General features: G+C 68.6%; 28 protein-coding genes and 1 tRNA gene. 11 read left to right on the forward strand and 18 right to left on the reverse strand.

Annotated features, from left to right (window positions below; translation table 11 throughout):
* Window positions 1-1,323 (reverse strand): bifunctional o-acetylhomoserine/o-acetylserine sulfhydrylase, encoded by a 1,323-nt coding sequence (locus IM776_RS06370; protein ID WP_194422150.1) that lies wholly within the window; start codon window positions 1,321-1,323, stop codon window positions 1-3.
* A gap of 146 nt (window positions 1,324-1,469) precedes the next feature.
* Between IM776_RS06370 and IM776_RS06375 the strand changes: the two genes are divergently transcribed.
* Genes IM776_RS06375 through IM776_RS06385 form a run of 3 tightly spaced genes read left to right on the forward strand, consistent with a single transcriptional unit; the run spans window position 1,470 to window position 3,577 of the window.
* Window positions 1,470-2,258 carry an SDR family oxidoreductase gene (locus tag IM776_RS06375; protein ID WP_194422151.1) on the forward strand — a complete coding sequence of 263 codons (789 nt, stop codon included), beginning with the start codon at window positions 1,470-1,472 and terminating at the stop codon, window positions 2,256-2,258.
* Window positions 2,259-2,263: 5 nt separating this feature from the next.
* Window positions 2,264-2,965, forward strand: a complete 702-nt coding sequence (locus IM776_RS06380) for a uracil-DNA glycosylase (protein WP_194422152.1) — start codon at window positions 2,264-2,266, stop codon at window positions 2,963-2,965.
* A gap of 9 nt (window positions 2,966-2,974) precedes the next feature.
* The gene (locus tag IM776_RS06385; protein ID WP_194422153.1) at window positions 2,975-3,577 is read left to right on the forward strand and encodes a GNAT family N-acetyltransferase; all 603 of its coding nucleotides are present in this window, start codon (window positions 2,975-2,977) and stop codon (window positions 3,575-3,577) included.
* On the opposite strand, the gene IM776_RS06390 is transcribed toward IM776_RS06385, so the two are convergent.
* The 6 genes from IM776_RS06390 to IM776_RS06415 form a co-directional block, all read right to left on the reverse strand.
* Entirely contained in the window at window positions 3,546-4,349 is an 804-nt protein-coding gene (locus IM776_RS06390; protein WP_194422154.1) for an ABC transporter ATP-binding protein, read from the reverse strand. The two genes, IM776_RS06385 and IM776_RS06390, sit on opposite strands and share 32 nt — an antisense overlap.
* Window positions 4,346-5,137 (reverse strand): ATP-binding cassette domain-containing protein, encoded by a 792-nt coding sequence (locus IM776_RS06395; protein WP_194422155.1) that lies wholly within the window; start codon window positions 5,135-5,137, stop codon window positions 4,346-4,348. The genes IM776_RS06390 and IM776_RS06395 overlap by 4 nt, the downstream gene beginning before the upstream one ends.
* Window positions 5,134-6,003, reverse strand: a complete 870-nt coding sequence (locus tag IM776_RS06400) for an ABC transporter permease (RefSeq protein ID WP_422730940.1) — start codon at window positions 6,001-6,003, stop codon at window positions 5,134-5,136. Before IM776_RS06400 ends, IM776_RS06395 begins: the two co-directional genes overlap by 4 nt.
* Window positions 6,000-6,947 carry an ABC transporter permease gene (locus IM776_RS06405; protein WP_194422157.1) on the reverse strand — a complete coding sequence of 316 codons (948 nt, stop codon included), beginning with the start codon at window positions 6,945-6,947 and terminating at the stop codon, window positions 6,000-6,002. Before IM776_RS06405 ends, IM776_RS06400 begins: the two co-directional genes overlap by 4 nt.
* 6 nt (window positions 6,948-6,953) lie before the next feature.
* Window positions 6,954-8,471 (reverse strand): ABC transporter substrate-binding protein, encoded by a 1,518-nt coding sequence (locus IM776_RS06410; RefSeq protein WP_194422158.1) that lies wholly within the window; start codon window positions 8,469-8,471, stop codon window positions 6,954-6,956.
* Between the two features lie 107 nt (window positions 8,472-8,578).
* Window positions 8,579-9,478 (reverse strand): alpha/beta fold hydrolase, encoded by a 900-nt coding sequence (locus IM776_RS06415; protein ID WP_194422159.1) that lies wholly within the window; start codon window positions 9,476-9,478, stop codon window positions 8,579-8,581.
* Window positions 9,479-9,642: 164 nt separating this feature from the next.
* Here IM776_RS06415 and IM776_RS06420 point away from each other — a divergent pair, with 164 nt between their 5' ends.
* Window positions 9,643-11,163, forward strand: a complete 1,521-nt coding sequence (locus IM776_RS06420) for a glycosyltransferase (protein WP_194422160.1) — start codon at window positions 9,643-9,645, stop codon at window positions 11,161-11,163.
* On the opposite strand, the gene IM776_RS06425 is transcribed toward IM776_RS06420, so the two are convergent.
* Window positions 11,123-12,259, reverse strand: a complete 1,137-nt coding sequence (locus IM776_RS06425; protein WP_194422161.1) for an acyltransferase family protein — start codon at window positions 12,257-12,259, stop codon at window positions 11,123-11,125. The genes IM776_RS06420 and IM776_RS06425 overlap by 41 nt on opposite strands.
* Window positions 12,260-12,302: 43 nt before the next feature.
* Here IM776_RS06425 and IM776_RS06430 point away from each other — a divergent pair, with 43 nt between their 5' ends.
* The 3 genes from IM776_RS06430 (at window position 12,303) to IM776_RS06440 (ending at window position 14,015) form a co-directional block, all read left to right on the forward strand.
* Window positions 12,303-12,779 (forward strand): carboxymuconolactone decarboxylase family protein, encoded by a 477-nt coding sequence (locus IM776_RS06430; RefSeq protein ID WP_194422162.1) that lies wholly within the window; start codon window positions 12,303-12,305, stop codon window positions 12,777-12,779.
* The gene (locus IM776_RS06435; RefSeq protein ID WP_194422163.1) at window positions 12,776-13,483 is read left to right on the forward strand and encodes a tyrosine-protein phosphatase; all 708 of its coding nucleotides are present in this window, start codon (window positions 12,776-12,778) and stop codon (window positions 13,481-13,483) included. Before IM776_RS06430 ends, IM776_RS06435 begins: the two co-directional genes overlap by 4 nt.
* Before the next feature lie 61 nt (window positions 13,484-13,544).
* On the forward strand, window positions 13,545-14,015 hold the full coding sequence (locus IM776_RS06440; RefSeq protein ID WP_194422164.1) for an SIP domain-containing protein: 471 nt from the start codon (window positions 13,545-13,547) through the stop codon (window positions 14,013-14,015).
* On the opposite strand, the gene IM776_RS06445 is transcribed toward IM776_RS06440, so the two are convergent.
* The 4 genes from IM776_RS06445 to IM776_RS06460 are packed head-to-tail and all read right to left on the reverse strand — an operon-like array spanning window position 13,972 to window position 18,112.
* Window positions 13,972-14,466, reverse strand: coding sequence for a Fe-S oxidoreductase (locus IM776_RS06445; protein WP_194422165.1), 495 nt, complete (start codon window positions 14,464-14,466; stop codon window positions 13,972-13,974). The genes IM776_RS06440 and IM776_RS06445 overlap by 44 nt on opposite strands.
* Entirely contained in the window at window positions 14,463-15,260 is a 798-nt protein-coding gene (locus IM776_RS06450) for an arginase family protein (protein WP_194422166.1), read from the reverse strand. The genes IM776_RS06445 and IM776_RS06450 overlap by 4 nt, the downstream gene beginning before the upstream one ends.
* A gap of 30 nt (window positions 15,261-15,290) precedes the next feature.
* Window positions 15,291-16,034 (reverse strand): PspA/IM30 family protein, encoded by a 744-nt coding sequence (locus tag IM776_RS06455; protein ID WP_194422167.1) that lies wholly within the window; start codon window positions 16,032-16,034, stop codon window positions 15,291-15,293.
* A gap of 56 nt (window positions 16,035-16,090) precedes the next feature.
* Window positions 16,091-18,112, reverse strand: coding sequence for a TPM domain-containing protein (locus IM776_RS06460; protein ID WP_194422168.1), 2,022 nt, complete (start codon window positions 18,110-18,112; stop codon window positions 16,091-16,093).
* Window positions 18,113-18,244: 132 nt separating this feature from the next.
* On the opposite strand from IM776_RS06460, the gene IM776_RS06465 reads away from it, so the two are divergent.
* Genes IM776_RS06465 through IM776_RS06480 form a run of 4 tightly spaced genes read left to right on the forward strand, consistent with a single transcriptional unit; the run spans window position 18,245 to window position 21,150 of the window.
* On the forward strand, window positions 18,245-19,102 hold the full coding sequence (locus tag IM776_RS06465; protein ID WP_194422169.1) for a DUF3097 domain-containing protein: 858 nt from the start codon (window positions 18,245-18,247) through the stop codon (window positions 19,100-19,102).
* 23 nt (window positions 19,103-19,125) lie between these two features.
* The gene (gene trmB / locus IM776_RS06470) at window positions 19,126-19,851 is read left to right on the forward strand and encodes a tRNA (guanosine(46)-N7)-methyltransferase TrmB (RefSeq protein ID WP_194422170.1); all 726 of its coding nucleotides are present in this window, start codon (window positions 19,126-19,128) and stop codon (window positions 19,849-19,851) included.
* Entirely contained in the window at window positions 19,848-20,729 is an 882-nt protein-coding gene (locus IM776_RS06475) for a CPBP family intramembrane glutamic endopeptidase (RefSeq protein ID WP_194422171.1), read from the forward strand. Before trmB ends, IM776_RS06475 begins: the two co-directional genes overlap by 4 nt.
* A gap of 28 nt (window positions 20,730-20,757) precedes the next feature.
* Window positions 20,758-21,150 carry a DUF1304 domain-containing protein gene (locus tag IM776_RS06480; protein WP_194422172.1) on the forward strand — a complete coding sequence of 131 codons (393 nt, stop codon included), beginning with the start codon at window positions 20,758-20,760 and terminating at the stop codon, window positions 21,148-21,150.
* Here IM776_RS06480 and IM776_RS06485 read toward each other — a convergent pair.
* The 6 genes from IM776_RS06485 to IM776_RS06510 all read right to left on the reverse strand — a co-directional run bounded on the left by IM776_RS06485 (window position 21,143) and on the right by IM776_RS06510 (window position 26,398).
* On the reverse strand, window positions 21,143-21,760 hold the full coding sequence (locus IM776_RS06485) for a GyrI-like domain-containing protein (RefSeq protein ID WP_194422173.1): 618 nt from the start codon (window positions 21,758-21,760) through the stop codon (window positions 21,143-21,145). The two genes, IM776_RS06480 and IM776_RS06485, sit on opposite strands and share 8 nt — an antisense overlap.
* Entirely contained in the window at window positions 21,757-22,860 is a 1,104-nt protein-coding gene (locus IM776_RS06490; protein ID WP_194422174.1) for a serine hydrolase domain-containing protein, read from the reverse strand. The genes IM776_RS06485 and IM776_RS06490 overlap by 4 nt, the downstream gene beginning before the upstream one ends.
* 46 nt (window positions 22,861-22,906) lie before the next feature.
* On the reverse strand, window positions 22,907-24,334 hold the full coding sequence (gene thrC, locus IM776_RS06495) for a threonine synthase (RefSeq protein ID WP_194422175.1): 1,428 nt from the start codon (window positions 24,332-24,334) through the stop codon (window positions 22,907-22,909).
* Between the two features lie 97 nt (window positions 24,335-24,431).
* Window positions 24,432-25,349 (reverse strand): glucose 1-dehydrogenase, encoded by a 918-nt coding sequence (locus tag IM776_RS06500; RefSeq protein ID WP_194422176.1) that lies wholly within the window; start codon window positions 25,347-25,349, stop codon window positions 24,432-24,434.
* A gap of 159 nt (window positions 25,350-25,508) precedes the next feature.
* Window positions 25,509-25,581 (reverse strand) — tRNA-Arg (locus IM776_RS06505).
* Between the two features lie 16 nt (window positions 25,582-25,597).
* Window positions 25,598-26,398 carry an SGNH/GDSL hydrolase family protein gene (locus IM776_RS06510; RefSeq protein ID WP_228479951.1) on the reverse strand — a complete coding sequence of 267 codons (801 nt, stop codon included), beginning with the start codon at window positions 26,396-26,398 and terminating at the stop codon, window positions 25,598-25,600.
* Window positions 26,399-26,412: the final 14 nt, after the last annotated feature.

A 26,412-nucleotide genomic window follows, 5' to 3' on the forward strand; every position in this document is an offset into this window, starting at 1 on the left:
TCAGGCGCGAGCGGCCTCCGACACGCGGCGTGCGGCGGCGAGTGCCTGCTCGAGGTCGGCCTTGAGGTCGTCGATGTTCTCCAGGCCCACCGACAGACGCACGAGTCCGGGCGTGACACCCGAGGTGAGCTGCTGCTCGGGCGTGAGCTGCGAGTGCGTCGTCGATGCCGGGTGGATGACCAGCGAGCGCACGTCGCCGATGTTGGCGAGGTGGCTGAACAGCGACAGGCTGTTGACGAACTCGCGGCCGGCCTCCACGCCGCCCTTCAGCTCGAATGACAGCACCGCGCCGACCCCCTTGGGAGCGTACTCGTTGGCCTTGGCGTACCACGGCGATGAGGGGAGCCCTGAGTAGTTCACGGAGGCGACGTCGGAGTGGTTCTCGAGCCACTCGGCGATCTCCTGCGCGTTCTGCACGTGGCGCTCGATGCGCAGCGAGAGCGTCTCGATGCCCTGGATCAGGTTCCATGCGCTCTGCGGGGCGATGGCCGAGCCGAGGTCGCGCAGCAGCTGCACGCGCGCCTTGATGATGTAGGCGAGCGCATCGCCGACCGCGGTGGTGTACACCGCACCGTGGTACGACGGGTCGGGCTCTGTGAGCTCGGGGAACTTGGCCGCGTGCTCCGACCACGCGAACGTGCCCCCGTCGACGATCGCGCCGCCGATGGTGGTGCCGTGGCCGCCGAGGAACTTCGTGACCGAGTGCACGACGATGTCGGCACCGTGCTCGAACGGGCGGATCAGGTACGGGGTCGCGATCGTGTTGTCGACGATCAGCGGGATGCCGCTGTCATGCGCGACGTCGGCGATGCCGCGGATGTCGAGCACGTTGATCTTCGGGTTGCCGATGGTCTCGGCGAAGAACAGCTTCGTGTTCGGGCGGATCGCGGCGCGCCACTCCTCGATGTCGTCCTGGTTCTCGACGAAGGTGACCTCGACGCCGAGCTTGGCGAGCGTGTACTTGAACAGGTTGTACGTGCCGCCGTAGATCGAGCTGGAGGAGACGAAGTGGTCGCCGGCCTGCGCGATGTTCAGCACGGCGAACGTCGACGCGGCCTGGCCGCTGGAGAGCACCAGGGCACCGGTGCCGCCTTCGAGTGCCGCGAGACGCTGCTCGAGCACGTCCTGGGTCGGGTTCTGGATGCGGGTGTAGATGTTGCCGAACTCAGCGAGGGCGAACAGGTTCGCGGCGTGATCCGCGTTGTCGAACACGTACGAGGTGGTCTGGTAGATCGGCGTGGCGCGGGCCTTGGTCACCGGGTCGGGAGCAGCACCGGAATGGATCTGCTTGGTCTCGAAACGCCAGGTCTCGGGTGCGGACATGTGTGCCTCCTCGGCTGGGTTGAGATGATCCGGCGGATGCCATTGCAGCGAGCGTACGGAATCCCGCGCGTGTCAACAAAGCGCGGGAAATGTTACGTAACAACGGCAAGTGCCGCGATCACGCGGAAAAGTCGTACGGTGGAGGCATGGTGACACGGCGTGCAGTGGTGACTGGGGCGAGTTCGGGTATCGGCGAGGCGACGGTGCGCGATCTGCGTGCTCGCGGATGGGACGTCGTCGGCATCGCCAGACGCGCAGACCGCCTCCAGGCGCTCGCCGATGAGACCGGAGCATCGGCGATCGCCTGCGATCTCACCGACCAGGATGCCGTCGCCGCGCTGCTCGCCGAGATCGACGCCGCCGGCCCCGTGCACGCGCTGGTGCAGGTCGCCGGAGGCGCCCGCGGCACCGACCGCGTCGAGGACGGCTCCACCTCGGACTGGCAGTGGATGTTCGATGTGAACGTGCTGGCGACGCAGCGACTCGTCGCCGGCGTCCTGCCGTTGCTGCGGCGTGCCGCGGCAGGAGGAGGCCACGGCGACCTCGTCTTCGTCACGTCGACGGCCGCGCAGACCGCGTATGCGGGCGGTGGCGGGTACAACGCCGCCAAGGCCGCCGAGTCGATGCTCGTGAAGGCCCTCCGCCAGGAGCTGAACGGCGAGCCGATCCGCGTCGTCGAGATCGCACCCGGACTGGTCCACACCGAGGAGTTCACCCTGAATCGGCTCGGCGGCGACCAGGTCGCGGCGGACGCCGTCTACGCGGGCGTCGAGGCGCCGCTGACCGCGCACGACGTCGCGGATGTCATCGGCTACGCGCTGGGTGCCCCTGGCCACGTGAACCTCGACCTCATCACGATGCGCCCCGTCGCGCAGTCCGCCCAGCACATGCTGGCGCGCGGCCCGCTGCGCGTCCGGCCGGAGCACGAGGACTGAGACGCGTGCCGGGTCGGTCACTGGCACAGCTGGCGGACGAGGGGCTGCTGGATCCCGGCTGGGCTGCGGCACTCGCGCCCGTGGCGGACGTCATCAGCGGCATCGGCGATCGGCTGCGCGGAGAGCAGGCGCACGGTGCCGGATACCTTCCGGACGGCGCGCATGTCCTGCGTGCCTTCCAGCGCCCGCTCGCCGATGTGCGGGTCCTGATCACCGGCCAGGACCCGTATCCGACGCCGGGGCACCCGATCGGCCTGTCGTTCGCCGTCGAGCGCCACGTGCGTCCACTGCCGCGGAGCCTCAACAACATCTATGCCGAGCTGCAGAGCGATCTCGGCATCCCGCCCGCCTCGCACGGCGACCTGACGGCGTGGAGCGATCAGGGCGTGCTGCTGCTGAACCGGGTGCTCACGGTCAGGCCGGGCGCCCCCGGATCGCACCGCGGCTGGGGCTGGGAGCAGGTCTCAGAACTCGCCATCCGCACGCTCGTCGCCCGCGACCAGCCGCTCGTCGCGATCCTGTGGGGGAGGGACGCCGCGAACCTCCAGCCGCTCCTCGGTGAAACCCCCGTGATCACTTCCGCCCACCCGTCACCGCTGTCGGCCAGGCGGGGGTTCTTCGGCTCCCGGCCGTTCTCCCGAGCCAACGCGCTGCTCGAGGAGCAGGGTGCGCCGCCGGTGGATTGGCGCGTGGGCGGCGAACTATAGGCTGAGCGCATGCAGTTCGAGCCCGGCGACCAGCGTCGACGGCTGCCGCGCCACCTGCGCGCCCCTGAGCCTGCCCCCGACGAGTTCTCATTCACGATCCGCCCTGCGCGCCCCGGCGATCTCCCCGATGTCCGGGGCATCTACAACCACTACGTGGAGAACTCCGTCGTCACCTTCGACGAGAAGCCGTCCACGCACCGCTACTGGCGCGAGAAGTTCGCGATGCTGGCGAAGCTGAAGCTGCCGTTCCTCGTCGCGGTGACTCCCACCGGCCAGGTGATCGGGTACGCCCTCGTGCAGCCGTGGGCGAGCAAGTCCGCGTACCGCTACACGGTCGAGAACTCGATCTATCTCGGCCCTGGCGCCGGTGGCAAGGGGCTGGGCACGGCACTCCTCGTGGCGCTGATCGAGACGTGCGAGCAGATCGGCCTGCGCGAGATCGTCGCCGTGATCAGCGACAGCGGCGCAGAAGCGTCGATCCGCCTGCACGAGCGGCACGGTTTCGTCGAGGTGGGGCGGATGGGCCGGGTCGGATTCAAGTTCGGCCGGTCGCTCGGCACGGTCTACCTGCAGCGTTCGCTCAAGCCGAAGCCGCGTCGCCGCCGGGGATGACGGGTATCGCGGCGAGCAGCCGCCTGGTGTAATCCTGCTGCGGGTGCAGCAGCACATCGGCGGTGGCGCCGCGCTCGACGATCGTGCCGTCCTTCATGACCGCGACCGTGTCGCACAGGTTCTGCACCACGCCGATGTCGTGCGAGACCAGGATCAGCGTGAGGTCCTCGGTCTCGAGCAGGCTCCGCAGGACATCGAGGATTTGCGCGCGCACGGTGACGTCGAGCGCCGAGAGAGGCTCGTCGCCGACGAGGATGCGCGGGCGGTGCACGATCGCCCGTGCGATCGCGACCCGCTGACGCTGTCCGCCCGAGAACTCGTGCGGGTACCGCTCGGCCATCGCCGGATCCAGCCCGACCTGAGTGAGCACCTCCCGTACGCGAGCCCGCCGGTCGCCCTCGATACCGAGGGCCCACAACGGCTCGGCGATGATCTGCCCGGCGCTCATCCGCGGATCCAGCGATGCGTACGGGTCCTGGAAGACGAGTCCGGTCGCACGGCGGAGCCAGTGCAGCGAGCGAGCGGATGCCGCGGCATCCACGCGCCTTCCGTCGATGTCGACGGTGCCGGCGGTCGGTCGATCCAAGCCCAGCAGGAGCCTGACGAGTGTGGACTTACCCGACCCGGACTCGCCGATGATGCCGATCGACTCGCCTGACTCGATGCGGAGATCGGTCGGATGCAGCGCGGTCTGCGTGCGGGCGCGGTCGAACATCGTGCGCCGTGGCACCGGGAACTCGCGGCTCAGTCCGCGGACCTCGATGAGGCTCATGCGCCGCCGCCCTCCGGTCGCCACAGGGTCGCGGTGGCATCGCGCAACAATCCCTGGGTGACGGGGGATTCCGGGGCGGACAGGAGCGTAGGCACCGGCGCGGCCTCCACGACCCTGCCGTTCTCGAGGACCACCCCGTGCGTGGCGACCTGCGAGAGCACGGCGAGGTCGTGCGTGATGAACATCAGCGACATACCGTTCTCGGAGACCAGGGACAGCAGCAGCCGGAGGATCTCGGCCTGGATGGTGACGTCGAGTGCCGTCGTCGGCTCGTCCGCGATCAGCAGCCGCGGGCGGCAGGCCAGCGCCATCGCGATCGCGACCCGCTGCCGCTGACCGCCCGAGAGCTGATGCGGGTACTTGTCGACGATCGTCTCGGGATCGGGCAGGTGCACGCGTGCGGCCTCCTCGATCGCGCGGGCCCGCGCTTCGCGCTTGCTCACCCCGGTGTGGATGCGCACGGACTCCGCGATCTGCCGTCCGACCGTGCGGATCGGGTTGAGCGCGGTGCGCGGCTCCTGGAACACGATGCCGATGTCGTCGCCGCGGAAGCGGGCGAGCTCCCTGTCCGGCATCCCGATCAGCTCGGTGCCGTCCCAGCGGATGCTGCCGCGCGCCTGCGCGCCGTCGGGGAGCAGGCCGAGCGCGGCGAGGGCCGTGATCGACTTACCGGACCCGGATTCGCCGATCAGACCGAGCCGTCCGCCGTCGGGAATCTCGAAGGAGATCCCGTCCACGACGCGGCGACCGTCGATCTCGACGACGAGGTCCTCGACGGAAAGACTCATGCGACCACCGCCGGCGTGTGGGTTTCGGCCGAACGGTGCTGCAGCGTCGGGTCGGTGGCCTCGCGCAGCGCGTCGCCGAGCAGATTGAGCGCGAGCACCGTGATCGTGATTGCAAGGCCCGGCCAGATGACCGACAGCGGGTGGATGCTGATGTACCGCTGCAGGTCGGACAGCAGGATGCCCCAGGACGGCTCCGTGACGGAGGCGCCGAAGCCCAGATACGACAGGCCCGCCTCGGCGAGAACCGCGACGGCCATCGACCAGGACAACTGAACGATGAACACCGGGGCGACGTTCGGCAGCAGATGGCGCAGCAGATTCTGCGATGCGGTGAGACCGGAAGCGCGCCCGGCGAGCACGAAATCGCTCTGCTGCACGCGGCGGAGCTCGGGGCGGGTGACGCGGGCGATGTTCACGCCGAAGCCGATGCCGACCGCCCAGATCACGACCCACAGCGACCCGCCCCACACCGAGGAGATCATCATCGCGATGATGAGCACGGGGAACGCGATCAGGATGTCGACGAGCACCGCGACCGTCTCGCGCATCCAGCGGAAGGTCAGCGCGCCGAGCGCGGCCAGCGCGATGCCCACGATCGTGGCCACGATGCCGGCGCCGATGCTCACGAAAGCAGTCGTGCGGGTGCCCGCCATGATGAGGCTGAGGATGTCGCGGCCGGTGCCGTCCGTGCCGAGCAGATGCGGCCACCCGGGCGGGGCCCAGCGACCTCGCACGTCGGCTTCGCGCGGATCGAACGGCGTCCAGAACTGGGCTACGACCGCGACGACGGCGATCACCGCGACTGCGATGAGACCGAAGCGTCCTGTCGCGCTGCTCCAGAGGCGACGCAGCCAGCGGGGCATCATGCCTCCCTCTGCCGTGGATCGACGAAGTGATGGATGAGGTCGACGATGAAGCCGATGACGAGCACGAGCCCGGTGAGGACGAGCAGCTCGCTCTGCACTTTCACGAGATCGCGGGTCCCGACGTCGGCCACCAGCATCCGTCCGATGCCGGGGAGGGTGAACAGCTGCTCGATGATCACAGCGCCCACCACGATGCCGGCGACCTGGAGGCCCAGCACGGTGACGATCGACAGGCCGACAGCGGGGATGCCGTGCTGGATGAGCGCGTGGTTGCGGGTGAGGCCTTTCGCGGCGGCGGTGCGGACGAAGTCCTGTCCTCGCGCCTGCAGCGTCGCGCTGCGGACGAAGCGCAGCAGCATGGCGCCCTCGACGATCCCGATCGTCAGCGCCGGCAGCAGCAGCGCGCGGAACGCCTGCCACGGCTGTTCCCAGCCGCCACGCGGGAAACCCTGGGCGGGCAGCCAGCCCAGCCACACGGCGAACACGACGATGAGCATCATTCCGGCCCAGATGACCGGCACTGCCGCGAGGGCCTGTGCCGCCACACTGAACGCCGTGCCCCCGGGGCGGCCCCGCAGGATGGCGGAGAGGATGCCGAAGGGCACCGCGATGAGCAGGGCTATGACGAGCGACATGATGCCGAGCGGCACCGTGACCTGCGCCTTCTCAGCGAGCTCGCTGCCGACCGATGCCCCGCTGAGCTGGGAGGTGCCGAGGTCGCCGGTGAGCACCCCGCCGATCCACTCGCCGTACTGCACAGGCAACGGACGGTTCAGACCGAGGGACTCGCGCAGCGCCTCGACGGTGGCGGGTGACGCCTGAGTACCGGCGATCAGCTGGGCGACGTCACCGGGGAAGACGCGGAGGGTGAGGAAGATGAGCACGCTCGACACGAGGAGCCCTGCGATCAGCAGGACCCCTCGTGTGAGCGTGTAGCGGACCACCCGGTGTCACTCAGCGGCGACCGTGACGCCCGCGAGGTTGATGCGCGAGTTGATCGAATCCTGCGGGAAGCCCGAGACGATCGGACGAACCGCCGTGATGGTCTCGCCGGTGTACAGCCAGTCCGCGGCATGGTCCTCGGAGACCAGGCGTGCGGCCTCCGCGAGGAGCTCGGCCGAGGCATCAGGGTCGATCTCGGCGAGCGCCTCGGTGTACAGGCTCTGCACCTCGGGGTTGTCGTAGCCGAAGTAATACTCGGGGTTGGCGAAGTTGCCGAAGTCGCGCGGTTCGACGTGAAGCACGTAGCTGAGCTCGTAGTCCTTGTTCGTGTACACGTCCTCGAGCCAGGTCGGGAACTCCACCGACTCGACCGCGAGGGTGACGCCGATGTTCGAGAAGTCGGACACCAGCACCTGGGGCACAGTGGTGCCGTAGAACGACGGGATGGTGAGGGTCAGCTCCAGGTCCTCCTGGCCGGCCTCGGCGAGCAGTTCCTTGGCGCGCTCCGGGTCGTACGGCGCGACATCGGCGAGGTCCTCATAGCCGGGGTCGAGCTCGGGGATCGGGCCGTACAGCGGCTCGCCCGCTCCGACGGCCTCGATGAGGGCCTCGTGGTCGATGCCGAGACGAAGGGCCTCGCGCACCCGCACGTCGTCCAGCGGAGCCTTGGCGTTGTTGAACGCGAGCGTGGCCTTGTCTGTGGTGCGTCCCTCGGTCAGGATGAACTCACCGGAATCCTCCAGCTGCGGGGTGAGGTTCGGATCGACGGCGGTGAGCACGTCCAGGCTCCCGTCGACGGCGGCGTTCACGCCGGCGGTGAAGTCGGGAATGTATTCGAAGACGACCTCGGCGACGCCGGCAGGCTCGCCCCAGTACTCGGCGTAGCGGTCGAAGCTGATCGTGCTGCCCTTGCTCCAGTTCTGCAGCGTGAACGGGCCGGTGCCGTTCTCGGCGCTCTGCAGATCGGTGTCGTCCTCACTCTTGAAGACGAGGCCGGCGGGCCCGGTGAGGGAGAACAGGAAGTTCTGGTTCGGCTCGGTGAGCGTGATGACGACCGTGCTGTCGTCCGGCGCCTTGACAGATGCGACGTCGGCGAACTCTGCGAAGCCCTGCAGAGTGTCGTCGGTGCGGACCGCTTCGTAGGAGGACACCACATCGGCGGATGTCAGGGCGGTGCCGTCGTGGAAGGTGACGCCCTCGTTGAGGGTGAACGTGTAGGTGAGGCCGTCCTCGGACACCTCGTAGTCGGAGGCGAGCCGCGGCTCGATCTCATTCTCCTGCGTTCGCGTCACGAGCCCCTCGTAGATGTTGTCGACGAGGATCTGCTCGAGCGCGGCCCCGCTCGTGTGCCGGATGTCGAGGTTGGTCGGCTCGAGGACGAGCCCGACGGTGAGTGTGGCGTCCGGGTCGGGTTCGCCGCCCGAGGACTGCACCGGCTCGGGGGACGAGCTCGTGCAGGCGCTCAGGACGACGGCGGTCGCAGCGAGCGCGGATATGACGGCGAGGCGTCTGGTTCGTCGGAACATGTGGTTGCTGGATCCTCTCGGGGCGGCGGATGCTGTGTGCCGGTCGGGTAGAGCCTGGAAGTGGGAGTGCGAAGAGAACTGAACGACGGAATGCGGCGTCACATTCCTCAGCCGACGGCGTCGGCAGCTGCGCGGATGAGTTCCGCGAGCTCGGCGGGAGCGGTCTCCTGGACATTGTGGGTGGCGTCGATCACGACGACGCGGGTCGCGGGCACGCGGCGCTTCAGCTCTTCGGCATCCGCTTCGCTGACGAAGCCGCGCGTTGCCCGCACCAGTGTGAGCGGAGCGGAGACACCGGTGAGATCCGCCCAGCCTGCTCCGGACTCCGGCGCGGGTGCCGCGAGCGCCTTGGCCGCGAGGTGGGCGAAGTGGTGCTTCCACTCCACTCGACCGTCCGGACGCACTCGCGTGTTGAGGAACACGCCGCGCTCGGTCTCGGGCCTCGTGCCGCCGAACCCCAGCGCCATCGCCCGCTCGACGAGCTCGTCCCTGGTCGCGAAGTCCGAGGGGCCCTCGTAGAACGCGCGCAGCGCCGAGGGGCCGCCGGTGGTGTCGATGCCCGGCGTGATGTCGACGACGATCAGCTCGCGGACGAGTTCCGGACGGGTGGATGCCACGGCCGCTGCCGTGAGCCCGCCGAGCGACTGGCCGACCAGGATCTGAGGCTGCGACGTCCAGGCGTCGAGCGCGAGGGCGACGTCCGGGGCGAGCGTGTGAGCCGAATAGTCGGCGTCGCCCCGCCAGCTGGAGTCGCCGTGACCGGCGAGGTCGATCACGAGGACCGGCTGCTGCAGCAGGATGACCGTGTTGTCCCAGGTGTGCGCATTGAGGCCTGCACCGTGCAGCAGCGTGATCGCGGGGTCACCCTCTCCGTAGCGGAGCGCACTCAACTCTCGTCCGTCGGGAAGAGTGAGGGAGAGACGCTCTGCGGAGGGGATCGGCAGGCTGAGCGTCTGCGCCTGGCTCGGGAGGTAGCTGAACTCGCTTGTCTCGGTCGTCACGCCCATATTCTGCTCCGAACGGCATCACCGCGCGAAACTCGAGAGCAATGTGACCAGCGATGTTACGTGACCGATTGGCATAACAGTCATTGAAGGCGAAAGCATCTGGGCATTCTGGTTTCGCTTCGCCCCGGGCATGCTCACAGCAGACGTTGTTACTGTCGTGCTCCATGCGGCAGTCGATTCTCTCCCCGCACTTCCGTCCGGGCAAGCAGCTCGCGTTGAGCTGGAGTATTCCCGACTCATTCGGCGGGATGACGGGCGCGCTCATGCATCGCTCGCGGGCCTTCGTCCGTCTGGCCCGTCGCCCCGTCGACGTGCTCACTCTCGACGATCGGCTGGATTATCCGGAGCTCGAGCGGCGCCTCCGCGCGAGCGGGGAGATCATCGACGGCATCCGGATCATCAACATCTGGGAGTGGCTGCGCGAGCATGATGTCGCGCCGGGCAGCGAAGCGCCCGCGCACGGTCACGCCCCGATCGTCCCTGCCGTGGACGTCCAGGATCACCAGCGCGATGCCGTCGTCCTCCGCAGGGAGCAGAGGGGTGATGGCGACGGCCGCGTTCTCGCCGTGGACCGGTTCCGTCCCGACGGCAGCCTGCTGGTGACCGATCGGCGCGACCCCGCGACGCGCGAGCGCAGCGTCGTTCTCTACGACAGGGCAGGGGCTCCGGTGCGCAGCTGGGGCAGCATCTGGGGTGTCTACCGGTACTGGCTCGATGAGGTGATCGGCGGGGAGGAGAGCTTCCTCATCGTCGACTCGAAGACCGCCGCGCGCTTCGCTCGCACCTACCGACGGCGCAACGTCGTGACGATGCATCTGCTGCACGGATCGCACCGCACCGCGGACGGAACCGCGCTCAGCTCATCGCGACGGAGCGTGCTCGAGAATCTGGGCGACTTCGACTCGGTGGTCGTGCTCACCGAGAGTCAGCGCGACGATCTCGAGCGGGATCTCGGGCCTCAGGCGCATCTCGCCGTCATCCCCAACGGCTTCAACAGGGTGATCGGCGAAGGCGGCCCGATCGGCGACCGCGTCCGCGGCAGCGGCCTCATGCTCGCGTCACTGATCGTGCGTAAGCGGGTTTCCCACGCCGTGAAGGCGGTGGCCAGGGCCTCCGCGTCCGTGGACGCGACGCTGGACGTCTTCGGAGAGGGGGAGCGTCGTCCGCTGCTGGAGAAGACGATCCGGTCTCTGGGCGCGGGGGAGCGCGTGCGGTTGCGCGGCCATGACCCCGCAGCGCGATCCGCGTTCGCGACGGCGGACTTCATGCTGCTCACATCGAAGGCCGAGGGTCTGCCACTCGCTCTCGTTGAGGCGATGGCCGCGGGCTGCATCCCCATCGCGTACGACATCCCCTACGGTCCGTCCGACGTGATCGTGGACGGCAGGAACGGTTTCCTCGTGACTGCCGGCGATGTGGATGCCCTGGCTGAGCGGATCATCGAGCTGCAGCGCATGTCGGATGCTGAGGTCGCCGCCATGCGGCGCCGTGCGCAGGCGACGGCATCCCGTTTCGGCGACGAGGTGGTGACCCGTGCCTGGGCGCGCGAGATGGAGAACGCCTTCGAGCGGAAGCACGCAGGCCCCACTGAGGGCTCCTTCGTCGGGCGGTCGCGCCGGGCCGCGGGCAGAGTGAAACGCCGCATCACGCGTCTGAGCGGCGGATACGACCGTTCGGGCGCGTGAGCGGCAGTCGCTCGGATGCCACGGTGCCGACGTACCGCGCCAGACGATGTGCGGGTGCCTCGAGGAATCGGTGGAACGCGGCGGCGAGGAGGAGGCTGGCGGGTATGCCGACCACTGCCACCATTGCCCATCGATCGCTGCCCCAGAGGTAGGCGAGGGTTCCCAGCAGGGGGACGTGCACCAGATAGAGGCTGTACGAGGTGCGCCCGAGCCACTGCGAGACGCGCCCTTCCAGCAGGTGGCGCAGTCGCGGCCAGCCCATGGCGGCGACGATGACGAGGACGGCGCCCACGCCGGCCAGTCCCCACATCGTGCGGCCGAGCACGGTTCCAGGGGCGGCGACGGGGCGTGCGAGCCAGCTGGCGATCAGCAAGGCGAGGGCCAGGGCCGTCAGGCACGGCCAGAACGCACGGCGCCGGGGGCGCTGCACCCAGGCGAGCAGGTCGTCGAGGCGGACCGCCATCAGAGTGCCGAGCATGAAGACGGGCAGATATACCAGCGCCTCAACATCGACGATGCGGCCGACGACGGTCAGCGCGCATGCCACGGCGGCGGCGATCATCGCATGGCGGCGCAGCAGCAGCGCCAGTCCCACGAACACCGGCAGCGCGAGCGAGAAGATGAGCTCCCACCGCAGCGACCAGAGCACATTGTTGATGTCGTAGCTCTTCGTGAGCAGCAGCGCCTCGTCGAAGAACGTGCCCCACGTCACTCTCGTCGCCTGGGTGTTCTGCATCCACGAGTCCTCGGGCATCGTCGCCGCGTCTCGGGGCAGGAGCGCGATCAGGGCCGTTGCGAGCACCACCGAACCCCACACGGGCAGGTAGAGCCGCAGCACGCGGGTGGGGTAGTAGCGAGTCCAGGAGAATCCGTCGCGGAGCACCGGCAGCGCGACGACGAATCCGGAGAGGACGAAGAAGACGAGTACCGCCTCGGTGCCGGCGAACGCGAGCTTGCTGGGACTCTGCGTGAGCCAGGCGGCGAGAGTGCCGTCCAGGTGCGGCATCGCGATGAGACTGCAGTGGTACGTCACGACGACGAGCGCCGCCCATCCGCGGATCCCGTCCAGACTCGATATGCGCTGAGAGCTCGCCATCGGCACCCACGCTAGCCGTAGGGTCTGAGCCTAAGCTGGGGACATGAGCGAGATGCGAGTGCACCTGTCGAAGACCGAGCCCGGCGCCTACAAGGCGCTGGACGAGTTCTCCCGCACGGTGGGCGAGATCTGCCGCGCGAACGGCATCGACGATCGGCTCAAGGAGATCGTGATGATCCACTGCTCGCAGCTGAACGGATGCGCCTACTGCACCCGCGTGCACCTCGACCGCGCGGTGAAGGCCGGGCTGGACGCAGACACGCTCACCCAGATACCCGTCTGGCGGGAGAGCGGGGTCTTCTCGGAGCGCGAGCGCGCAGCCCTCGAATTGGCAGAGGCCTTCACCTTCATCCACGACGGTGGCATCTCCGACGAGGTGTACAACCGCGTCGGCAGCGTGTTCACCGAGAAGGAGTACGCGGCGCTCAGCTGGGCATGCGTGTCGATCAACGCGTTCAACCGCGTAGTCGTCGCCGGCCGCTACCCCGTCCCTCTCCGCGGCGAGAAGGCGACGGCGTGACGGTTCTCGAGATCGACGGCGTCTTCAACGCGCGTGATGTGGGCGGGATACCCGCTGCGCGGGGACGCATCCGAGACGGGGTGCTGCTGCGCTCCGGGAGTCTCGTCGCGGCGACCGCCGCAGGGGTCGCGGAGATCGAGCGTCGCGTCGGGCACATCATCGACCTTCGCGACGGGCAGGAGATCGCCGAGGCTCCGTCCGCGGTGACGTCGGTGACGACGACGAGTCTTCCGCTCTTCCTCGGCTCGGTGGCGTCGTTCTTCGACGAGGACATGAGCCTTGAGGATATGTACCGTCACCTGCTCGACGAGAGCGGGCAGCGGCTCGCGGATGCCGTTCGCGTGATCGCTCGTGAGGACCGCACCCTCGTGCACTGCACGGTCGGCAAGGACCGCACCGGCGTCACAGTCGCCCTCGCCCTGTCCGCGGTCGAGGCGGACAGGGATGCCGTGGTGGCCGACTACGCTCTGACGGAGTCGCTGCTGCCGCAGGAGCGCAACCGCAGGATCATCGCGTTCCTGCGCGCGCAGCATCCGCACGCCGAGAACGCCGTCGCGCTCGCCACGCTCTCACCAACGAGGGTCATGCAGAGTCTGCTCGAAGAGGTCGACGGACGCTGGGGCTCTGCCGCCGACTACCTGGTTGCGCACGGATTGACCGACGATGACCTGCAGGCGCTCCGGTCGACGCTCATCGCACGCTGACACCCGAGTACCGAGCGAGCAAGGTAAGGCAACCCTTCATCGGTGCTACGATGGATGCATCATGACCATCTCCACCGACATCCGCAGCGGCAGGGCCCAGCGTCGGGCCGCGCGCCTGCGTTCGCATCACCTGGTGACGGCGGACGAGAACTCACTGCTGGAGCTCGAGACCTTCCTGGCCACGCTCCCGCTGTGCGCATCGGGCCGTGTCTTCATCGAGGTTCCCGATGCGAGCGACATCGGAATGATCGAGGCGCCCGCACGCATGACCGTGACGTGGCTCGCCCGCTCGGCGCGCTCCGGTGCACCGGGCAGCGGCCGGTCCTGCAAGCCAGGGACGGCGCTGGCCCGTGCGACGTGCGCCTGGGCCGATGAGATGCTCTGCGACAGCGAGCTGCCGACACACGTCACCCTGCTGGGCGGCTATCTCGGCACCGCCGACATCGTCGAGCACCTGACCGGCGCACTCGACGTGCCGGCATCCACGATCAGCGCGCCGGAGCGTTTCGGTCTGCTGCCGGCGCAGAGCTGACGCTCCGCCGCACGTAGTTCCCGTCCTCGAGCCCCGCTTCGATCTCGAACCTGTTCCGCAGCGGATCGCGACCCGCCCACAGGTACAGCACCGGCATCAGGAACCCATAGCGCAGCCACTGCGCCTTGTGAACTGACTCGTGCCGCAGCACCGCCTCACTCGGCGCAGCCTTGCCGGTCAGGTAGCATCCGCCGACGCAGACGCCGCCGCGGTTGAACGTCCACTTCGGCATGCCGCGGAAGATCCACAGGCCGTGCCGGCGCTCGACCGGGCCGGTGCTCCACAGCGAGCCCCAGACCCAGCCCACCGCCGTGCCCCATGCGTAGCCGACACGGCTGATCGGGGAGCGGAGCAGGAATGAGGGGATGCGCCGATCGAGACGGCGACCGCGCGCGAGGGCCGCCTCGGCCGCCTGTCGCCAGTCTGTTGCGGCGCGAGATCGCTTCGTCATGCGACTGCGCCCACGAGCCGGAGGATCGCCCCGAGATCCTCCACGGCGTCCAGCGGCGTGCGGGGAGCGAAACCGGAGATCGTCGCGCCGGCGAGGGGCACACGCGCGCGCAGTGCGCGGATCGCTGCGGCCAGCGCCGCAGCGGACGCCCCGAACGGTGCGGCCGTGGAGACGCCTGCTATCTCGGACGGATCGAGCACGTCGACGTCGATGTGCACCCACGCGCGAGCGGCCCCCGACGCGATCACGGCGTCGGCCAGAGCCTCGGCGTCGTCGAGGTCCGTCACGGAGAGCTGAGTGAGGCGACCCACCGGTTCCTGCTCGGCATCGTCGAGCACACGGGCGCCCACGACGATCACGCGCTCCGAGGGAAGTCCGGGGGAGAGCGCCAGTTGCGGCTCGCCCTCACCGAGGACGGCACGCAGCGCCATTCCGGAGAACGCGCCGGAGGGCGAGGTCTGGTCGGTGTGCAGATCGGCGTGCGCGTCGCACCAGACCACTGCGAGATCGTCGCGGTCGATGGTGTCGAGAGCGGCGACGGTCACGCTGCAGTCGCCCCCGATGATGACGGTGTCGGGCGTCATCGCCTCGGCGATCATCGCGCGGGAGCGCAGCAGCGAACTCAGTCGGTGCACGCCGGTGCCGAGGGACTCGCCGGCCTCCAGCGGGATGTCGAGCACCGTGGTGGCCTTGCGAGGGAGGTCGCCGGCGATCGCAGAGGCGCCGTCGACGAGGAGCATCGCGCGTGTGGAGGGTGAGCCCTGCCACTGGGGAACGACCAGGAATCGGGCCATCAGGGTTCACCCTCCATCAGCGCGGGAGTCTCAGGACTCGATCTGCGACTGCGACTGCGAAGAGCCGCCCGCTTTCAGCTCGGCGAGCCGGGCCTCGACCTCGGTCAGCTCGCCGAGGTCGTCGAGGCTCTCGAACTGGGCGTCCAGGCTGGAAGCCGCGAGCTCCACCTTGCCCTGAGCGAGTGCCTCCTGGCGGCGGACTTTGTCCTCGAAGCGGCCGAGCTCGCTGGTCGGATCGAGCACGTTGATCGACGAGACGGCATCCTGCACCTTGGTCTGGGCCTCGGCGACCTTGGCGCGGGCGAGCAGCTCGCTGCGCTTGGCCTTGAGTTCGCCGAGCTTCTCTTTCATGCCGTTCAAACCGCTCTTGAGCTTGTCCACGACCTCGGTCTGTGCGGCGATGGTCGGCTCAGCGGCCTTCGCCTCGCGCTCCTCGCTGATCTGACGCTGCAGGGCGATCTTGGCGAGGTTGTCGAACTTGTCCGCGTCCGCGGCGCTGCCGGCCGAGCGCAGTTCGTCGGCCTTGCGACTGGCGGCGAGAGCCTTGTTGCCCCAGTCCTTCGAGGCCTGGATGTCCTCTTCGTGGTCGCGCTCGAGCAGCCGCAGGTTGCCGATGGTCTCGGCGATGGCGGCTTCGGCGTCGGCGACGTTGTTGGTGTAGTCGCGGACGAGCTGGTCGATCATCTTCTGCGGGTCTTCGGCCTGGTCGATGAGGGAGTTGATGTTCGCCTTCACCAGCGTCGAGATGCGGCTGAAGATGGACTGCTTGGCCATGGTGTTTCCTTTCGATTGGAACGGAGTGTTTCGAGATCGTGAGAACGATGAGCGGACTAGAACCGGCCCCCTCTGGACCGGCCGCCTCCGCGTGAGCTGCTGCGGGAACCACCGCCGAAGCTCGAGGGTCTGCTGGTGCGGCTGCTCCCGCTCGAGCGCCAGCCGCCGCCGGAGCTCCAGCCGCCGCCGCCACCGCCGCCGCCCCCGCTGCTGAACAGTCCGCCCAGGATGCCACCGAGGATGGCTCCGCCCAGATCGCTGCCGCGGCCTCCGCCGCCGGACCAGCCACCGCCCGACCAGCCGCCGGCGTTGAACGTGTCGACCTCGCTGCGCGCGTATGAGAGCGCCTCGGAGGCGAGGGTGTAGGCACGAGTCGCCCGCTCGGTGGCGAGTACCGGATCCGATGCCTGCGCGGCGACGGCCTCGGAATAGGCGGAGTTCGCCTCTGCGAGCCGCGTGCGCGCGGTGGCGCCCACCGCTCCGCGGCGAGTTGTGATGAAATCACCGGCCGTGGTGATCTGCGCCTGCGCCTGGGTGAGCCGCTGCTCCAGCATCCGCCGCGCGCGCTGGTCCTGCTCTGATGCCTGTCGGACCCGGCCGAGCGCTGCGTCGATCTCTGCGTTGGCCGAAGTGAGGTCGTCGAGCACCTGCTGCGGGTTCCGCGCAGCGGACCGGAGTGCGGTCTGCGCGGCGTCGATCTTGGACCTGGTTCTCGCCACGATCGGGGCCAGTTGCCCCTGCGCGTCGGCGAGCGCCCCGGCGGCCGCGACATCGGCTTCCAGGTCGGTGATCATCGACTGCGCCTCGCCCTCGACGGCGACGAGGTTCGTGCCCAGGGTGGTGACGGCATCCACGAGGTTCTCGCTCTGCTCGACGGCCTCTTCCGCTGTGCGGATGGAGAACGCGGCCTCGCCGTTGCGGCCGGCCGCGATGGAGGCTGCGGCCTCGGCGATCTCCGTGTCGGCGAGAGAGAGGCGCTGCTGCGCCTGGGCGGGGTTGTCCGCGACCGGTGCGAGCGTCGCCTGGGCGTACGTCTGCTCCAGCGTCGCGAGAGCGGGGGCTGCGGTGGCGGCCGTCTGCTCGGCCGTCGCGCGCCGCGCCTTGATGCGCTCAAGAGCCTGCGGCGCCTCGGCTTCGAGCTTGCGCAGCTCTTCGAAGGCCTCGATGTTGTCGTTGAGCAGGTCGTCGGCCTCGTCGCACAACTGGATGATGCGGATATGCCACGCGCGTCGCTGCTGTGCGGAGTCGGGAATCTCGTCGTCGATCTGCTGCTTCACGGCGAACGCCTCGGCAACCTTCCCCTTCGCCGCCTCGACGACGTCCGCGAACGCCGCGGTCGAATCGTCGCCGTACTGCGCCACAGCGAAACCGAGTTCCTGCCGGCTGGACGTGATCGCGTCGTCCGCCTGCACGAGGGCGCTGCCGGCCTGCTTCTCCAGGTCTTCGTCGCTGATGGCGGCGAACGGATCCTCCGGGTCGGGGATCGCCGACGGCGATGACTGCTGCTTCTTCTTGCGGGAGCGCACGATCAGCACGATGACGAGGATCGCGGCAGCGACGATGACGAGGGCGAGGATCAGCCAGATGAAGCCGGCGCCATCGGAGGCGGACTGCCCGGGGAAGGCGCCGGCCGCGGCGAAGACCGCCCCGCTCCAGTCGCTCGCCCGCAGCTCGTCTTCCATCGCCTGCACGATGCGATCGATCTCGGCATCGTCAAGCGGTCCGTTCGCGTCTGCGGAGACCGCGTACTGACCGGCGTCCACAGCGACGGCGACGAGGTACTGGTCGGCGCCGAGTCCGTTCTCCACCGCGGTCCGGTCCGTCCACTCGACGCTGTCGGAAGGATCTGTGAACTCGTCGACGAACACGACGTAGAGGTCCCCGCCGTCCGCTTGCGCCAACTGGGAGAGTCTCGCATTCGCGGCCTCGATCTCGCCCGAAGACAGCACTCCCGCGTCGTCGGTGACGAATCCCGAATCGAGCGTCACCGGCGGTGTGGCGACGGCGCCGGAGACGGCCGCAGCCGACACGAACATCGCCGCGATCAACCCCAGCATGATCGTCAACCGAGTTCGCATTGCACTCCCTCCGCGGGATCGTTGGCCCTGGCGCTCCGAGTCTATTCACTGGCGGTGACAGACGATAGCGACTCTAGGGAAACAGTCTGTGTCGCCACCGAGAAGGGCAAGGCGACGCATACCCTTGGAGGCATGGACGACATGTACGGGTCCGACGTGCTCGCGAAGGGGTGGCGCGACCGCGGCGCCAAGAAGGTTCTCGACGTGCCCGCCGAGCGCGATCTCGTCGTCGAGGTCGCCGGAGACGGTTACTGCGGAGCGGTCACCCGGGTGTACGGCGGAAACGTTGAACTCGAGGACCGCGTCGGCCGCAGACGCGTCTTTCCGCTCGGCGGCGGATTCCTGATCGATGGCGAACCCGTGCGGCTGACCGCGCCGGCCCCGGCGAAGCAGGCCGTCCGCCGCACGGCATCCGGATCCTTCGCCGTCGCCGACCAGCGGGCGCGCATCGCGCTGCCCAGCCGCATCCTCGTCGAGGGCAAGCACGATGCAGAACTCGTGGAGAAGGTCTGGGGTGCCGACCTGCGGGTCGAAGGCGTCGTCGTCGAGTTCCTGCAGGGCGTCGATCTGCTCGAGGAGCTGCTCGCGGCGGAGCCGCCGAGCGCGAAGCGGCGCTACGGAGTGCTCGTCGACCACCTCGTACCCGGATCGAAGGAGACCCGCATCGCCGAGGCGATCATGCGAGGCCCGCACGGCCGGCATCTGAAGATCGTCGGCCACCCGTTCGTCGATGTGTGGCAGTGCGTCAAGCCGCAGACGCTCGGCATCCGGCAGTGGCCGGAGATCCCCCGCGGCACGGACTGGAAGACCGGCATCTGCAAGGCCTTCGGCTGGCCGTACGAGTCGCAGGGCGACACCGGGCGCGCGTGGCAGTTCATCCTCAGCAAGGTCACCACCTACCGCGACCTCGAGCCCGCGCTGCTCGGCCGGGTCGAGGAGCTCATCGACTTCGTGACCGACCCTTCGACAGGCTCAGGGGCCGGCCACTGATGGCCGCCGGATACTCTTGAGGTATGCCTGAACCGCACACCTTCCGCGATGAACCGGTCTCCTTCGTACGCCGGAGCGGACGGATGTCGGACGCTCAGGAGCGTGCTTTCGCCGATCTGGCTCCGCATTTCCTGCTCGACGTGCCGCGCGACGTCGCGTGGACGAGCGTGCACCCCGAGGCGCGCATGCATCCCGCCGCCGAGTACGGCCGTGAGGCGCCGCTGATCGTCGAGATCGGCTCCGGTCAGGGGCACGCCATCGTGTCGGCGGCATCCTCTCGCCCTGACGACGACTTCCTCGCCGTCGAGGTGTTCCGGGCTGGGCTCGCTCGCACCATGCTCGACGCAGACAAGGCCGGCGTCCGCAATCTGCGTCTGGTGGAGGCGAACGCACCGGAGGTCCTGTCGACGTACCTTCCCGAGGGGGCGGCGACCGAGGTCTGGATCTTCTTCTCCGACCCGTGGCACAAGAAGCGGCACACGAAACGGCGCCTCATCCGGCCGGGATTCGGAGCCGCGGCCGCGCGCGCCCTCGCCGACGGCGGGCTGCTGCGCCTGGCCACGGACTGGGAGGACTACGCGCTGCAGATGCGGGAGGTCCTCGACGCCGAGGACGAGTTCCAGCGCGCCTTCGAGGGGGAGTGGGCTGAGAGATTCGAAGGTCGCGTGATGACCGCGTTCGAGCGCAAGGGCATCGCCAAGGGCCGCGAGATCCGCGATCTGGTGTACCGGCGGAAGCCTCGGGCGTGACAGCCGGCGCAGTCCGCTGGGCGCCGGGTCTCGCGCCTGCGCTGCTGGTCTGCCTCGCCGCTCCCGCGTTCTTCGTCGCCGAGTGGACGTTGCTCGGCTGGGTGCTCCTCGCGGCCGGCGTCGCGGTCGCCTGGCTGATCGAGTCGCGGCAGCCGGCGAATCGGCTCGCGGTCCGCTCCGGCGCCCGCCTGGAGACAGCCCGGGACGTCACGGCATCCACTCCTTCGCTCACCCGCGATCTCTCGCTCATCGCGATCGGGATGCTGATCGTCAGCGTGATCCCGCTGGCCGCTGAGCTCGACAACCTGGCGATGCTGCGGTTCACGCTCGCGCTCGGCGGTGCCGTCGTCGTGCCGTACCTGATCTCGCGGTTCGTCTACCGCGACCGGGCGATCGGCTTCCCGTGGCGCACGCACAGGCGTTGGGGACGGTTGCAATGGACCTGGCTGATCGCCGTGCTGGTGCTCGGCTGGCTGATCCTGCCGTTCTACTTCATCACCAGCGGCGTCTACCAGAACTGGCCGGTCGTCGATTCTCCCGAGCTGATCGCGCGCCTGTTCGTCGGTGTCGGCGCCGTCGGCATCTGGGACGAGTTGTTCTTCATCTGCACGGTGTTCGCGCTGCTGCGGCGGCACTTCCCTGACGCGCTAGCGAACGTGCTGCAGGCGATCGTGTTCGTGTCGTTCCTGTGGGAGCTCGGGTACCGCGAGTGGGGGCCGGTGCTGACGATCCCGTTCGCGTTGCTGCAGGGGTACATCTTCCTGCGCACCCACTCGCTCGCCTACGTCGTGACCGTGCACCTGCTGTTCGACGCCGTCGTGTTCGCCGTGCTCGTGCACGCGCACAATCCGGGGCTGCTGCCGATCTTCCTCGTGTGACGCGCCGACTCTGGTGGAGAATCTAGGAATGCTGATCCTCGGTCTCGTCCTCGCCGCCGCCGCTGCGGCGTTCCACGTGTTCATCTTCGCGCTCGAGTCGCTGCGGTGGACCGAGCCCGAGACGCGGAGGATCTTCGGCGTCGCCAGCGAGGCGGATGCCGAGACGACGAAGCCGCTGGCGTTCAACCAGGGGTTCTACAACCTGTTCCTCGCGCTTGCGACACTGCTCGGCATCGTCCTGTGGATCTCGGGGCTGGCGACCGTCGGACTGACGCTCGTGTTCGCCGGCACGGGGATGATGCTCGCGGCCGCACTGGTGCTGCTGCTGTCGAACCCGAAGATGGCGAAGTCCGCGGCCATGCAGGGCGGATTGCCGCTCCTGGCGATCGCGATCACGGCCGTCGCCGTCGGGATCAGCTGATTGGTTCGACCGGCTGCCGCAGGAGCGTGCGGCGCTTGGCGGGGTCACCCGTGCGCGGATCGCTGAAGTAGATCTCGTGGTGCGTGCCCGACATGCGCATGCCGTGCTCCGGGATGAACTCGTCATGCATCCGTGCGAGCACCGGCGCCTCATCGTCGTACGTGCCGACGTGCAGCGTCTGCGCGCACAGACCCTCGTGAAGCGTCTCGAGGCGCACCTCATCCACCCGTGCTGACGGATTCTTCGCGGAGGTCTTGGCGACGGCATCCGCGAACATCGCCTCATCGATCCAGTCGGGCTGCATGATCATCAGCGTCCAGTGCCACCGCGACTTGTCGCGCGACGTGGTGAACGAGGCGTGGTCTTCGGCCCACCAGAGCCCTTCGAGGGGCATGACGACGTAGTCGCGCCCGAGGCCCTTGCTGGCGAACTTGAGCGTGTAGGCGAGCGGATAGAGCGCCTCGACGGCGGAGGCGAACTCGGGGGAGTCGTTCGGGTCGCCGTGGCCGTCGATCATGAGATAGCCGAGCGCGGGCACCTCGACGAGAGCGAACCGGCCCTTGCGAGCGCGGTACGCGTCGAGCGTCTTCTTGAAATCGACCTTCGTCATGCCAGCACCTCGCGGAACAGCGCCATCACCTGCGGCCCCATCTCCGCCTGGGTCATCACGAGGCGGAACGACCCGTCCGGGTCGACGGACACATCCGTGCCGAGGCCACCCGACCAGCCGTAGCGCCCGGTGTGCGGGCCGGATGTCTCGACCGCGACGCCGTAGCCCCAGCCCATGCCGTCCCAGAACCCGGGGAAGAAGCTGTCATCGGTCTTCGCCGATGCGGGCACCTGGTCACTGCGCAGCTGTTCGAGCAGGGCGCGATCGAGGATGACCCGGTCGTCGTGTCGTCCGTCCGCCCCCAGCATGCGCGCGAAAGTCGCGTAGTCCGACGCCGTCGAGACGAGCTCGGCATGACTGAGGTCGAACGGGGCGGGTGCGACGTAGAAGCCCGCAGCCGCCGGCTCGATCTGCACCAGCCCCCGCGTCTGGTGGTGCCGGTAGGCGGCGGGAAGGCGGTGCGCTTCGTCCTGCGGGACGGTGTAGCCGGTGTCGAGCATGCCGAGCGGTTCGAACAGATCGGCGCGCAGGTGGTCGCCCAGCGGCATCCCCACGATGCGGGAGAGCAGGATGCCGAGGATGCCGAACGAGTGGTGGTAGCGCCAGCCGGTGCCCGGCTGGAAGGCGAGGGGGAGGCGTGCGAGGGCGTCCAGCCACTCCTGCGCGCCCAGCTCCACCGGTTCCTGTCCGGCTTCGGTGCGATTCTCGATCATCGCCTGCTTCAGAGGGCTCTCGGATGTCATCATGCCGTAGCCCGACTGGTTGGTGAGGAGGTCGCGCACCGTGATCGCCCGGTGGGCGGGCTCGGTGTCCGTCAGCGGAGAGTCGGGAGTGCGCAGGACTTCGCGATCGGCCAGCTCGGGGAGCCAGCGATCCACCGGATCGTCCAGCGCGATGCGTCCGTCATGGACGAGACGCAGGGTGGCGACCGCGAGCACGGGCTTCGTCATCGACTGGATGCGGAAGATCGCGTCGTTGGATACGTCGCCTGCGCTGGTGTACGCGAGCGGCTCGCCGGGTCTGCCGCAGGCGACGAGGATGCCGGGCGCCGTGCCCTGTGCGACGTGGTGTTCCAGGATCTCCGGGAGGGCGCGGACCATGCCTCGAGTAAAGCGCCGATCCTCCGTGGAGTAAACCTCCGGTCCGTCAGGCGTGCTGTGCGCGCTCGGAGATGTACGAACGGAGCTGCTGCTCGTCGTCGGGCATGTCCGTCACGCGCTGAGGCGCCGCCAGCAGGGCGCGCGTGTCGTCGTCCGGCTGCACGGTCGCTCCGAGCGCCTCGGAGATCAGGTCGGCGAACTTCTGCGGCTTCGCGGTCTCGAGCACGAGCATCGGGATGCCGGTCTCGAGGTGGTCGCGCGCGACCTTGGCGCCGTCGGCGGTGTGCGGGTCGATCGTGACGCCGGTCCTGTTGCGGAAGTCGCGGATCGTGGCGAGCCGGTCGTCGTGCGTGCTGGTGCCGCTGACAAGTCCGAACTCGGGGAGGAACCGGTCGAGCTCGGCGGACAGGTCGATCTCGTCGCGCTCCTCGAGCTCGTGCCACGCAGCGGCGGTGCGCTCGGGGTCGCGGCCGAGCAGATCGAACACGAACCGCTCGAGGTTCGAGGCTCGCGAGACGTCCATCGACGGGCTCGAGGTGGCGAGGGTGTTCGCAGAGCTGCGCGGCCGGTAGTGGCCGGTGCGGAAGAACTCGTCGAGCACGTTGTTCTCGTTCGTGGCGAGGACGAGCTTGCGGATCGGGATGCCCATGCTGCGGGCGTAGTGCCCGGAGAGGATGTTGCCGAAATTGCCAGACGGCACGGCGAACGAGACCTCGGACGCTGCGCGCTCGGCTTCGGCGACGTCATCCGTCGTGCGCAGCCACGCCCACACGTAGTAGACGATCTGCGCCGAGATGCGACCGAAGTTGATGGAGTTCACGGCGCCCAGGCTGTGGGCACGCTTGAACTCCAGGTCGGTGTTCAGCCGCTTGACGAGGTTCTGGCAGTCGTCGAAGACGCCCTCGACGGCGATGTTGTGCACGTTCTCGTCCTGCAGCGAGTACATCTGCGCGCGCTGGAACGCGCTCATGCGCCCCTGAGGGGAGAGCATGAACACCGAAACGCGGTCGAGGCCGCGCAGCGCGTGCTCGGCGGCGGAGCCGGTGTCGCCCGAGGTCGCGCCGAGGACGTTGAGGACGCGGTCGCTCTTCTCCAGCACGTACTCCAGCGCCTCGCCGAGGAACTGCATCGCCATGTCCTTGAAGGCGAGCGTCGGTCCCTCCGACAGGCCCACGAGAGTCATGCCATCGCCGAGGTCGCTCAGCGGCACGACCTCCTCCGCCGCGAACTTGCCGTCTCCGTAGGCGCGAGCGGTCAGCTGGGCGAGGTCGCCGCGCGGGATGTCCGTGGCGAACAGGCCGATGACCTCGGTGGCGAGCTCGGGGTAGGTCAGCGGACGCAGGCGCTCGAGGTCTTCGGAGCTCAGGCGAGGAAGTGCCTCAGGAACGGCGAGGCCGCCATTGGGGGCGAGCCCTTCCAGGAGGACATCGCTGAACTGCCCGAGTGTGCCGCCGCGTGTGGAGATGTACTGCAAGTCTCGAACCTCGTTCGTGCTGGAGATGGATGCCGGGAACCTCCGTTCCATCGTAGGGCGTGGGGCGAACGTGGTTACGACGGCAGCGAAGCGGCCGTCACGGCGTGGGAGTCCCGCCGTTGGCGTTGAGCGTCTCGCCGTTCACGTAGCTCGACTCGCCGGAAGCGAGGAACACGAAGGCCGGCGCCATCTCCGTCGGCTGCCCGGCTCTGCCCAGCGGCGTGCTCTGCCCGAACTCCGGCAGCTTCTCCTTGGGCTGACCGTCCGACACCTGCAGCACAGTCCACACCGGACCGGGTGCCACTGCGTTGACGCGGATGCCGCGCTCAGCCACCTGCTGCGCGAGTCCCTTGGTGAAGTTGTTGATGGCGGCCTTCGTCGCGGCGTAGTCGAGCAGATTGGGCGAAGGCTCGTAGGCCTGGATGGACGTCGTGTTCACGATCGTCGAACCGGGGCCCATGTGCTTGAGGGCGGCCCGGGAGAGCGTGTACATGGACTTGATGTTGATCTGGAAGGTCTCGTCGACCTGCTCGTCGGTCAGCTCTTCGAGCGATTCGCTGACGACCTGCTTGCCGGCGTTGTTGACCAGTATGTCGAGTCCGCCGAGCTTCTCGGCGGCGGCATCCACGAGGCCGGCGCGGTATTCGCGATCCATCAGGTCTCCGGGCAGCGCCACCGCGGTGCGGCCCGCCTGCTCGATGGCGTCGACGACGCGTCTGGCATCGTCCTCCTCGGCCGGCAGGTAGGCGATGGCGACATCCGCACCTTCCCTGGCGAAGGCGATGGCGACGGCCGCGCCGATGCCGGAGTCTCCTCCTGTGACCAGAGCCCTGCGACCCTGAAGCCGGTCTCGTCCCACGTAGGACTCCAAGCCGATGTCCGGCGTCGGTTCCGTCTCGACGTCCAGGCCCGGCTCCGGCTGATCCTGCTTCGGCGGTGAGACCTTCGGGTGGCGGGTGGTGGGGTCGTCGTCGGCGAGCTGTCCTTCGCCGTGGGGCGCGGTTGCGTCAGTCATGAGAAACCTCCTGTCGTTACCGACCAGGTTCCTTCATGAGCTCGTGATGTCAGAGGGGGTTGGGCGAAGCGGACCGTCTGGGGTATACGCGGTCATCGAACTCGGAGTTTCTGCGTGGCGCGACGGAATGATCGTCCATGCCATACGAACTGAGTGTTGTGCCCCCGACAGGAGTCGAACCTGCGACCTACGGTACCGGAAACCGGCGCTCTATCCACTGAGCTACGGAGGCGTACCGAACGACGATATCACTGCTCGGGCGTGCTCTCCGCACCACCGGCCTCGGTGACCGGAGCCGCTTCGATATCGGCGAGCGCTGCCGCGACCTTCTCGGCGAGATAACGATGGCCGTCGGTCGACGGATGCTTGTTTCCGAGGTCCACGTCGATGACGTCGAGGTAGTTCTGCTCCGTGATCCACTGATCGTGAACGGGGGAGATGTACCACCAGCCGCGAGCGCCCGCGAGGGCGGCGAGATCATCGTCGATCCGCGCGGTTCCCGCACCGACGGGAAGCTCGTGCGGGGCAGGGCCCAGCACGACGATCGCGGCCTCCGGATACTTCGTCGACAGAGCGTCCCAGGCATCCGTCACCGCCTCGCGATAACCCTCGGCACCCTGCTCCCGATCGTTGATCGATCCCTGGACGATCACGAGATCCGGAGCGACCGCCGGATCGAGCGCGGCGATGCGCTCGCCGAATACCGGACCGTCGAGGCCGGGCCTGAGATATCCGCTTCCGCGCACACCGTCGACGATCGTCTCGCCGTCCAGCAGCTCCGCCAGGACGTACGCGTAACCGAGCGTCGGCTCGCTCGCAGCGGACCCGTACGTCCACGAGTCTCCGAAGACGAGCACACGTGGATGCTCGGGCAGAACGAGCGGCGTCGGTGCAACCATGACGACCTCGTCGGAGGCGAGGATCGGAGCATCCATCGCGGCCGGCACCCACGGCCGCCACACCCCGAGAACCACGCCGGAAACAGCCATCGCGAGCACGATGCTCAGCGCAGTCACGCGGCCACGTCGCCGCATCCTCCCCGATCCCATGGGATGAGGGTAAG

It is taken from the genome of Microbacterium abyssi, from assembly GCF_015277895.1.
In the GTDB taxonomy this organism is placed as follows: Bacteria; Actinomycetota; Actinomycetes; order Actinomycetales; family Microbacteriaceae; genus Microbacterium; species Microbacterium abyssi.

Excerpts from the sequence above, each read along its gene's own strand:
- IM776_RS06370 (WP_194422150.1), bottom strand. The coding sequence starts at position 1,323 with ATGTCCGCACCCGAGACCTGGCGTTTCGAGACCAAGCAGATCCATTCC.
- IM776_RS06375 (WP_194422151.1), top strand. The coding sequence starts at position 1,470 with ATGGTGACACGGCGTGCAGTGGTGACTGGGGCGAGTTCGGGTATCGGC.
- IM776_RS06385 (WP_194422153.1), top strand. The coding sequence starts at position 2,975 with ATGCAGTTCGAGCCCGGCGACCAGCGTCGACGGCTGCCGCGCCACCTG.
- IM776_RS06390 (WP_194422154.1), bottom strand. The coding sequence starts at position 4,349 with ATGAGCCTCATCGAGGTCCGCGGACTGAGCCGCGAGTTCCCGGTGCCA.
- IM776_RS06395 (WP_194422155.1), bottom strand. The coding sequence starts at position 5,137 with ATGAGTCTTTCCGTCGAGGACCTCGTCGTCGAGATCGACGGTCGCCGC.
- IM776_RS06400 (WP_422730940.1), bottom strand. The coding sequence starts at position 6,003 with ATGATGCCCCGCTGGCTGCGTCGCCTCTGGAGCAGCGCGACAGGACGC.
- IM776_RS06410 (WP_194422158.1), bottom strand. The coding sequence starts at position 8,471 with ATGTTCCGACGAACCAGACGCCTCGCCGTCATATCCGCGCTCGCTGCG.
- IM776_RS06415 (WP_194422159.1), bottom strand. The coding sequence starts at position 9,478 with ATGGGCGTGACGACCGAGACAAGCGAGTTCAGCTACCTCCCGAGCCAG.
- IM776_RS06420 (WP_194422160.1), top strand. The coding sequence starts at position 9,643 with ATGCGGCAGTCGATTCTCTCCCCGCACTTCCGTCCGGGCAAGCAGCTC.
- IM776_RS06425 (WP_194422161.1), bottom strand. The coding sequence starts at position 12,259 with ATGGCGAGCTCTCAGCGCATATCGAGTCTGGACGGGATCCGCGGATGG.
- IM776_RS06430 (WP_194422162.1), top strand. The coding sequence starts at position 12,303 with ATGAGCGAGATGCGAGTGCACCTGTCGAAGACCGAGCCCGGCGCCTAC.
- IM776_RS06440 (WP_194422164.1), top strand. The coding sequence starts at position 13,545 with ATGACCATCTCCACCGACATCCGCAGCGGCAGGGCCCAGCGTCGGGCC.
- IM776_RS06445 (WP_194422165.1), bottom strand. The coding sequence starts at position 14,466 with ATGACGAAGCGATCTCGCGCCGCAACAGACTGGCGACAGGCGGCCGAG.
- IM776_RS06450 (WP_194422166.1), bottom strand. The coding sequence starts at position 15,260 with ATGGCCCGATTCCTGGTCGTTCCCCAGTGGCAGGGCTCACCCTCCACA.
- IM776_RS06455 (WP_194422167.1), bottom strand. The coding sequence starts at position 16,034 with ATGGCCAAGCAGTCCATCTTCAGCCGCATCTCGACGCTGGTGAAGGCG.
- IM776_RS06460 (WP_194422168.1), bottom strand. The coding sequence starts at position 18,112 with ATGCGAACTCGGTTGACGATCATGCTGGGGTTGATCGCGGCGATGTTC.
- IM776_RS06465 (WP_194422169.1), top strand. The coding sequence starts at position 18,245 with ATGGACGACATGTACGGGTCCGACGTGCTCGCGAAGGGGTGGCGCGAC.
- trmB (WP_194422170.1), top strand. The coding sequence starts at position 19,126 with ATGCCTGAACCGCACACCTTCCGCGATGAACCGGTCTCCTTCGTACGC.
- IM776_RS06480 (WP_194422172.1), top strand. The coding sequence starts at position 20,758 with ATGCTGATCCTCGGTCTCGTCCTCGCCGCCGCCGCTGCGGCGTTCCAC.
- IM776_RS06485 (WP_194422173.1), bottom strand. The coding sequence starts at position 21,760 with ATGACGAAGGTCGATTTCAAGAAGACGCTCGACGCGTACCGCGCTCGC.
- IM776_RS06490 (WP_194422174.1), bottom strand. The coding sequence starts at position 22,860 with ATGGTCCGCGCCCTCCCGGAGATCCTGGAACACCACGTCGCACAGGGC.
- IM776_RS06500 (WP_194422176.1), bottom strand. The coding sequence starts at position 25,349 with ATGACTGACGCAACCGCGCCCCACGGCGAAGGACAGCTCGCCGACGAC.
- IM776_RS06510 (WP_228479951.1), bottom strand. The coding sequence starts at position 26,398 with ATGGGATCGGGGAGGATGCGGCGACGTGGCCGCGTGACTGCGCTGAGC.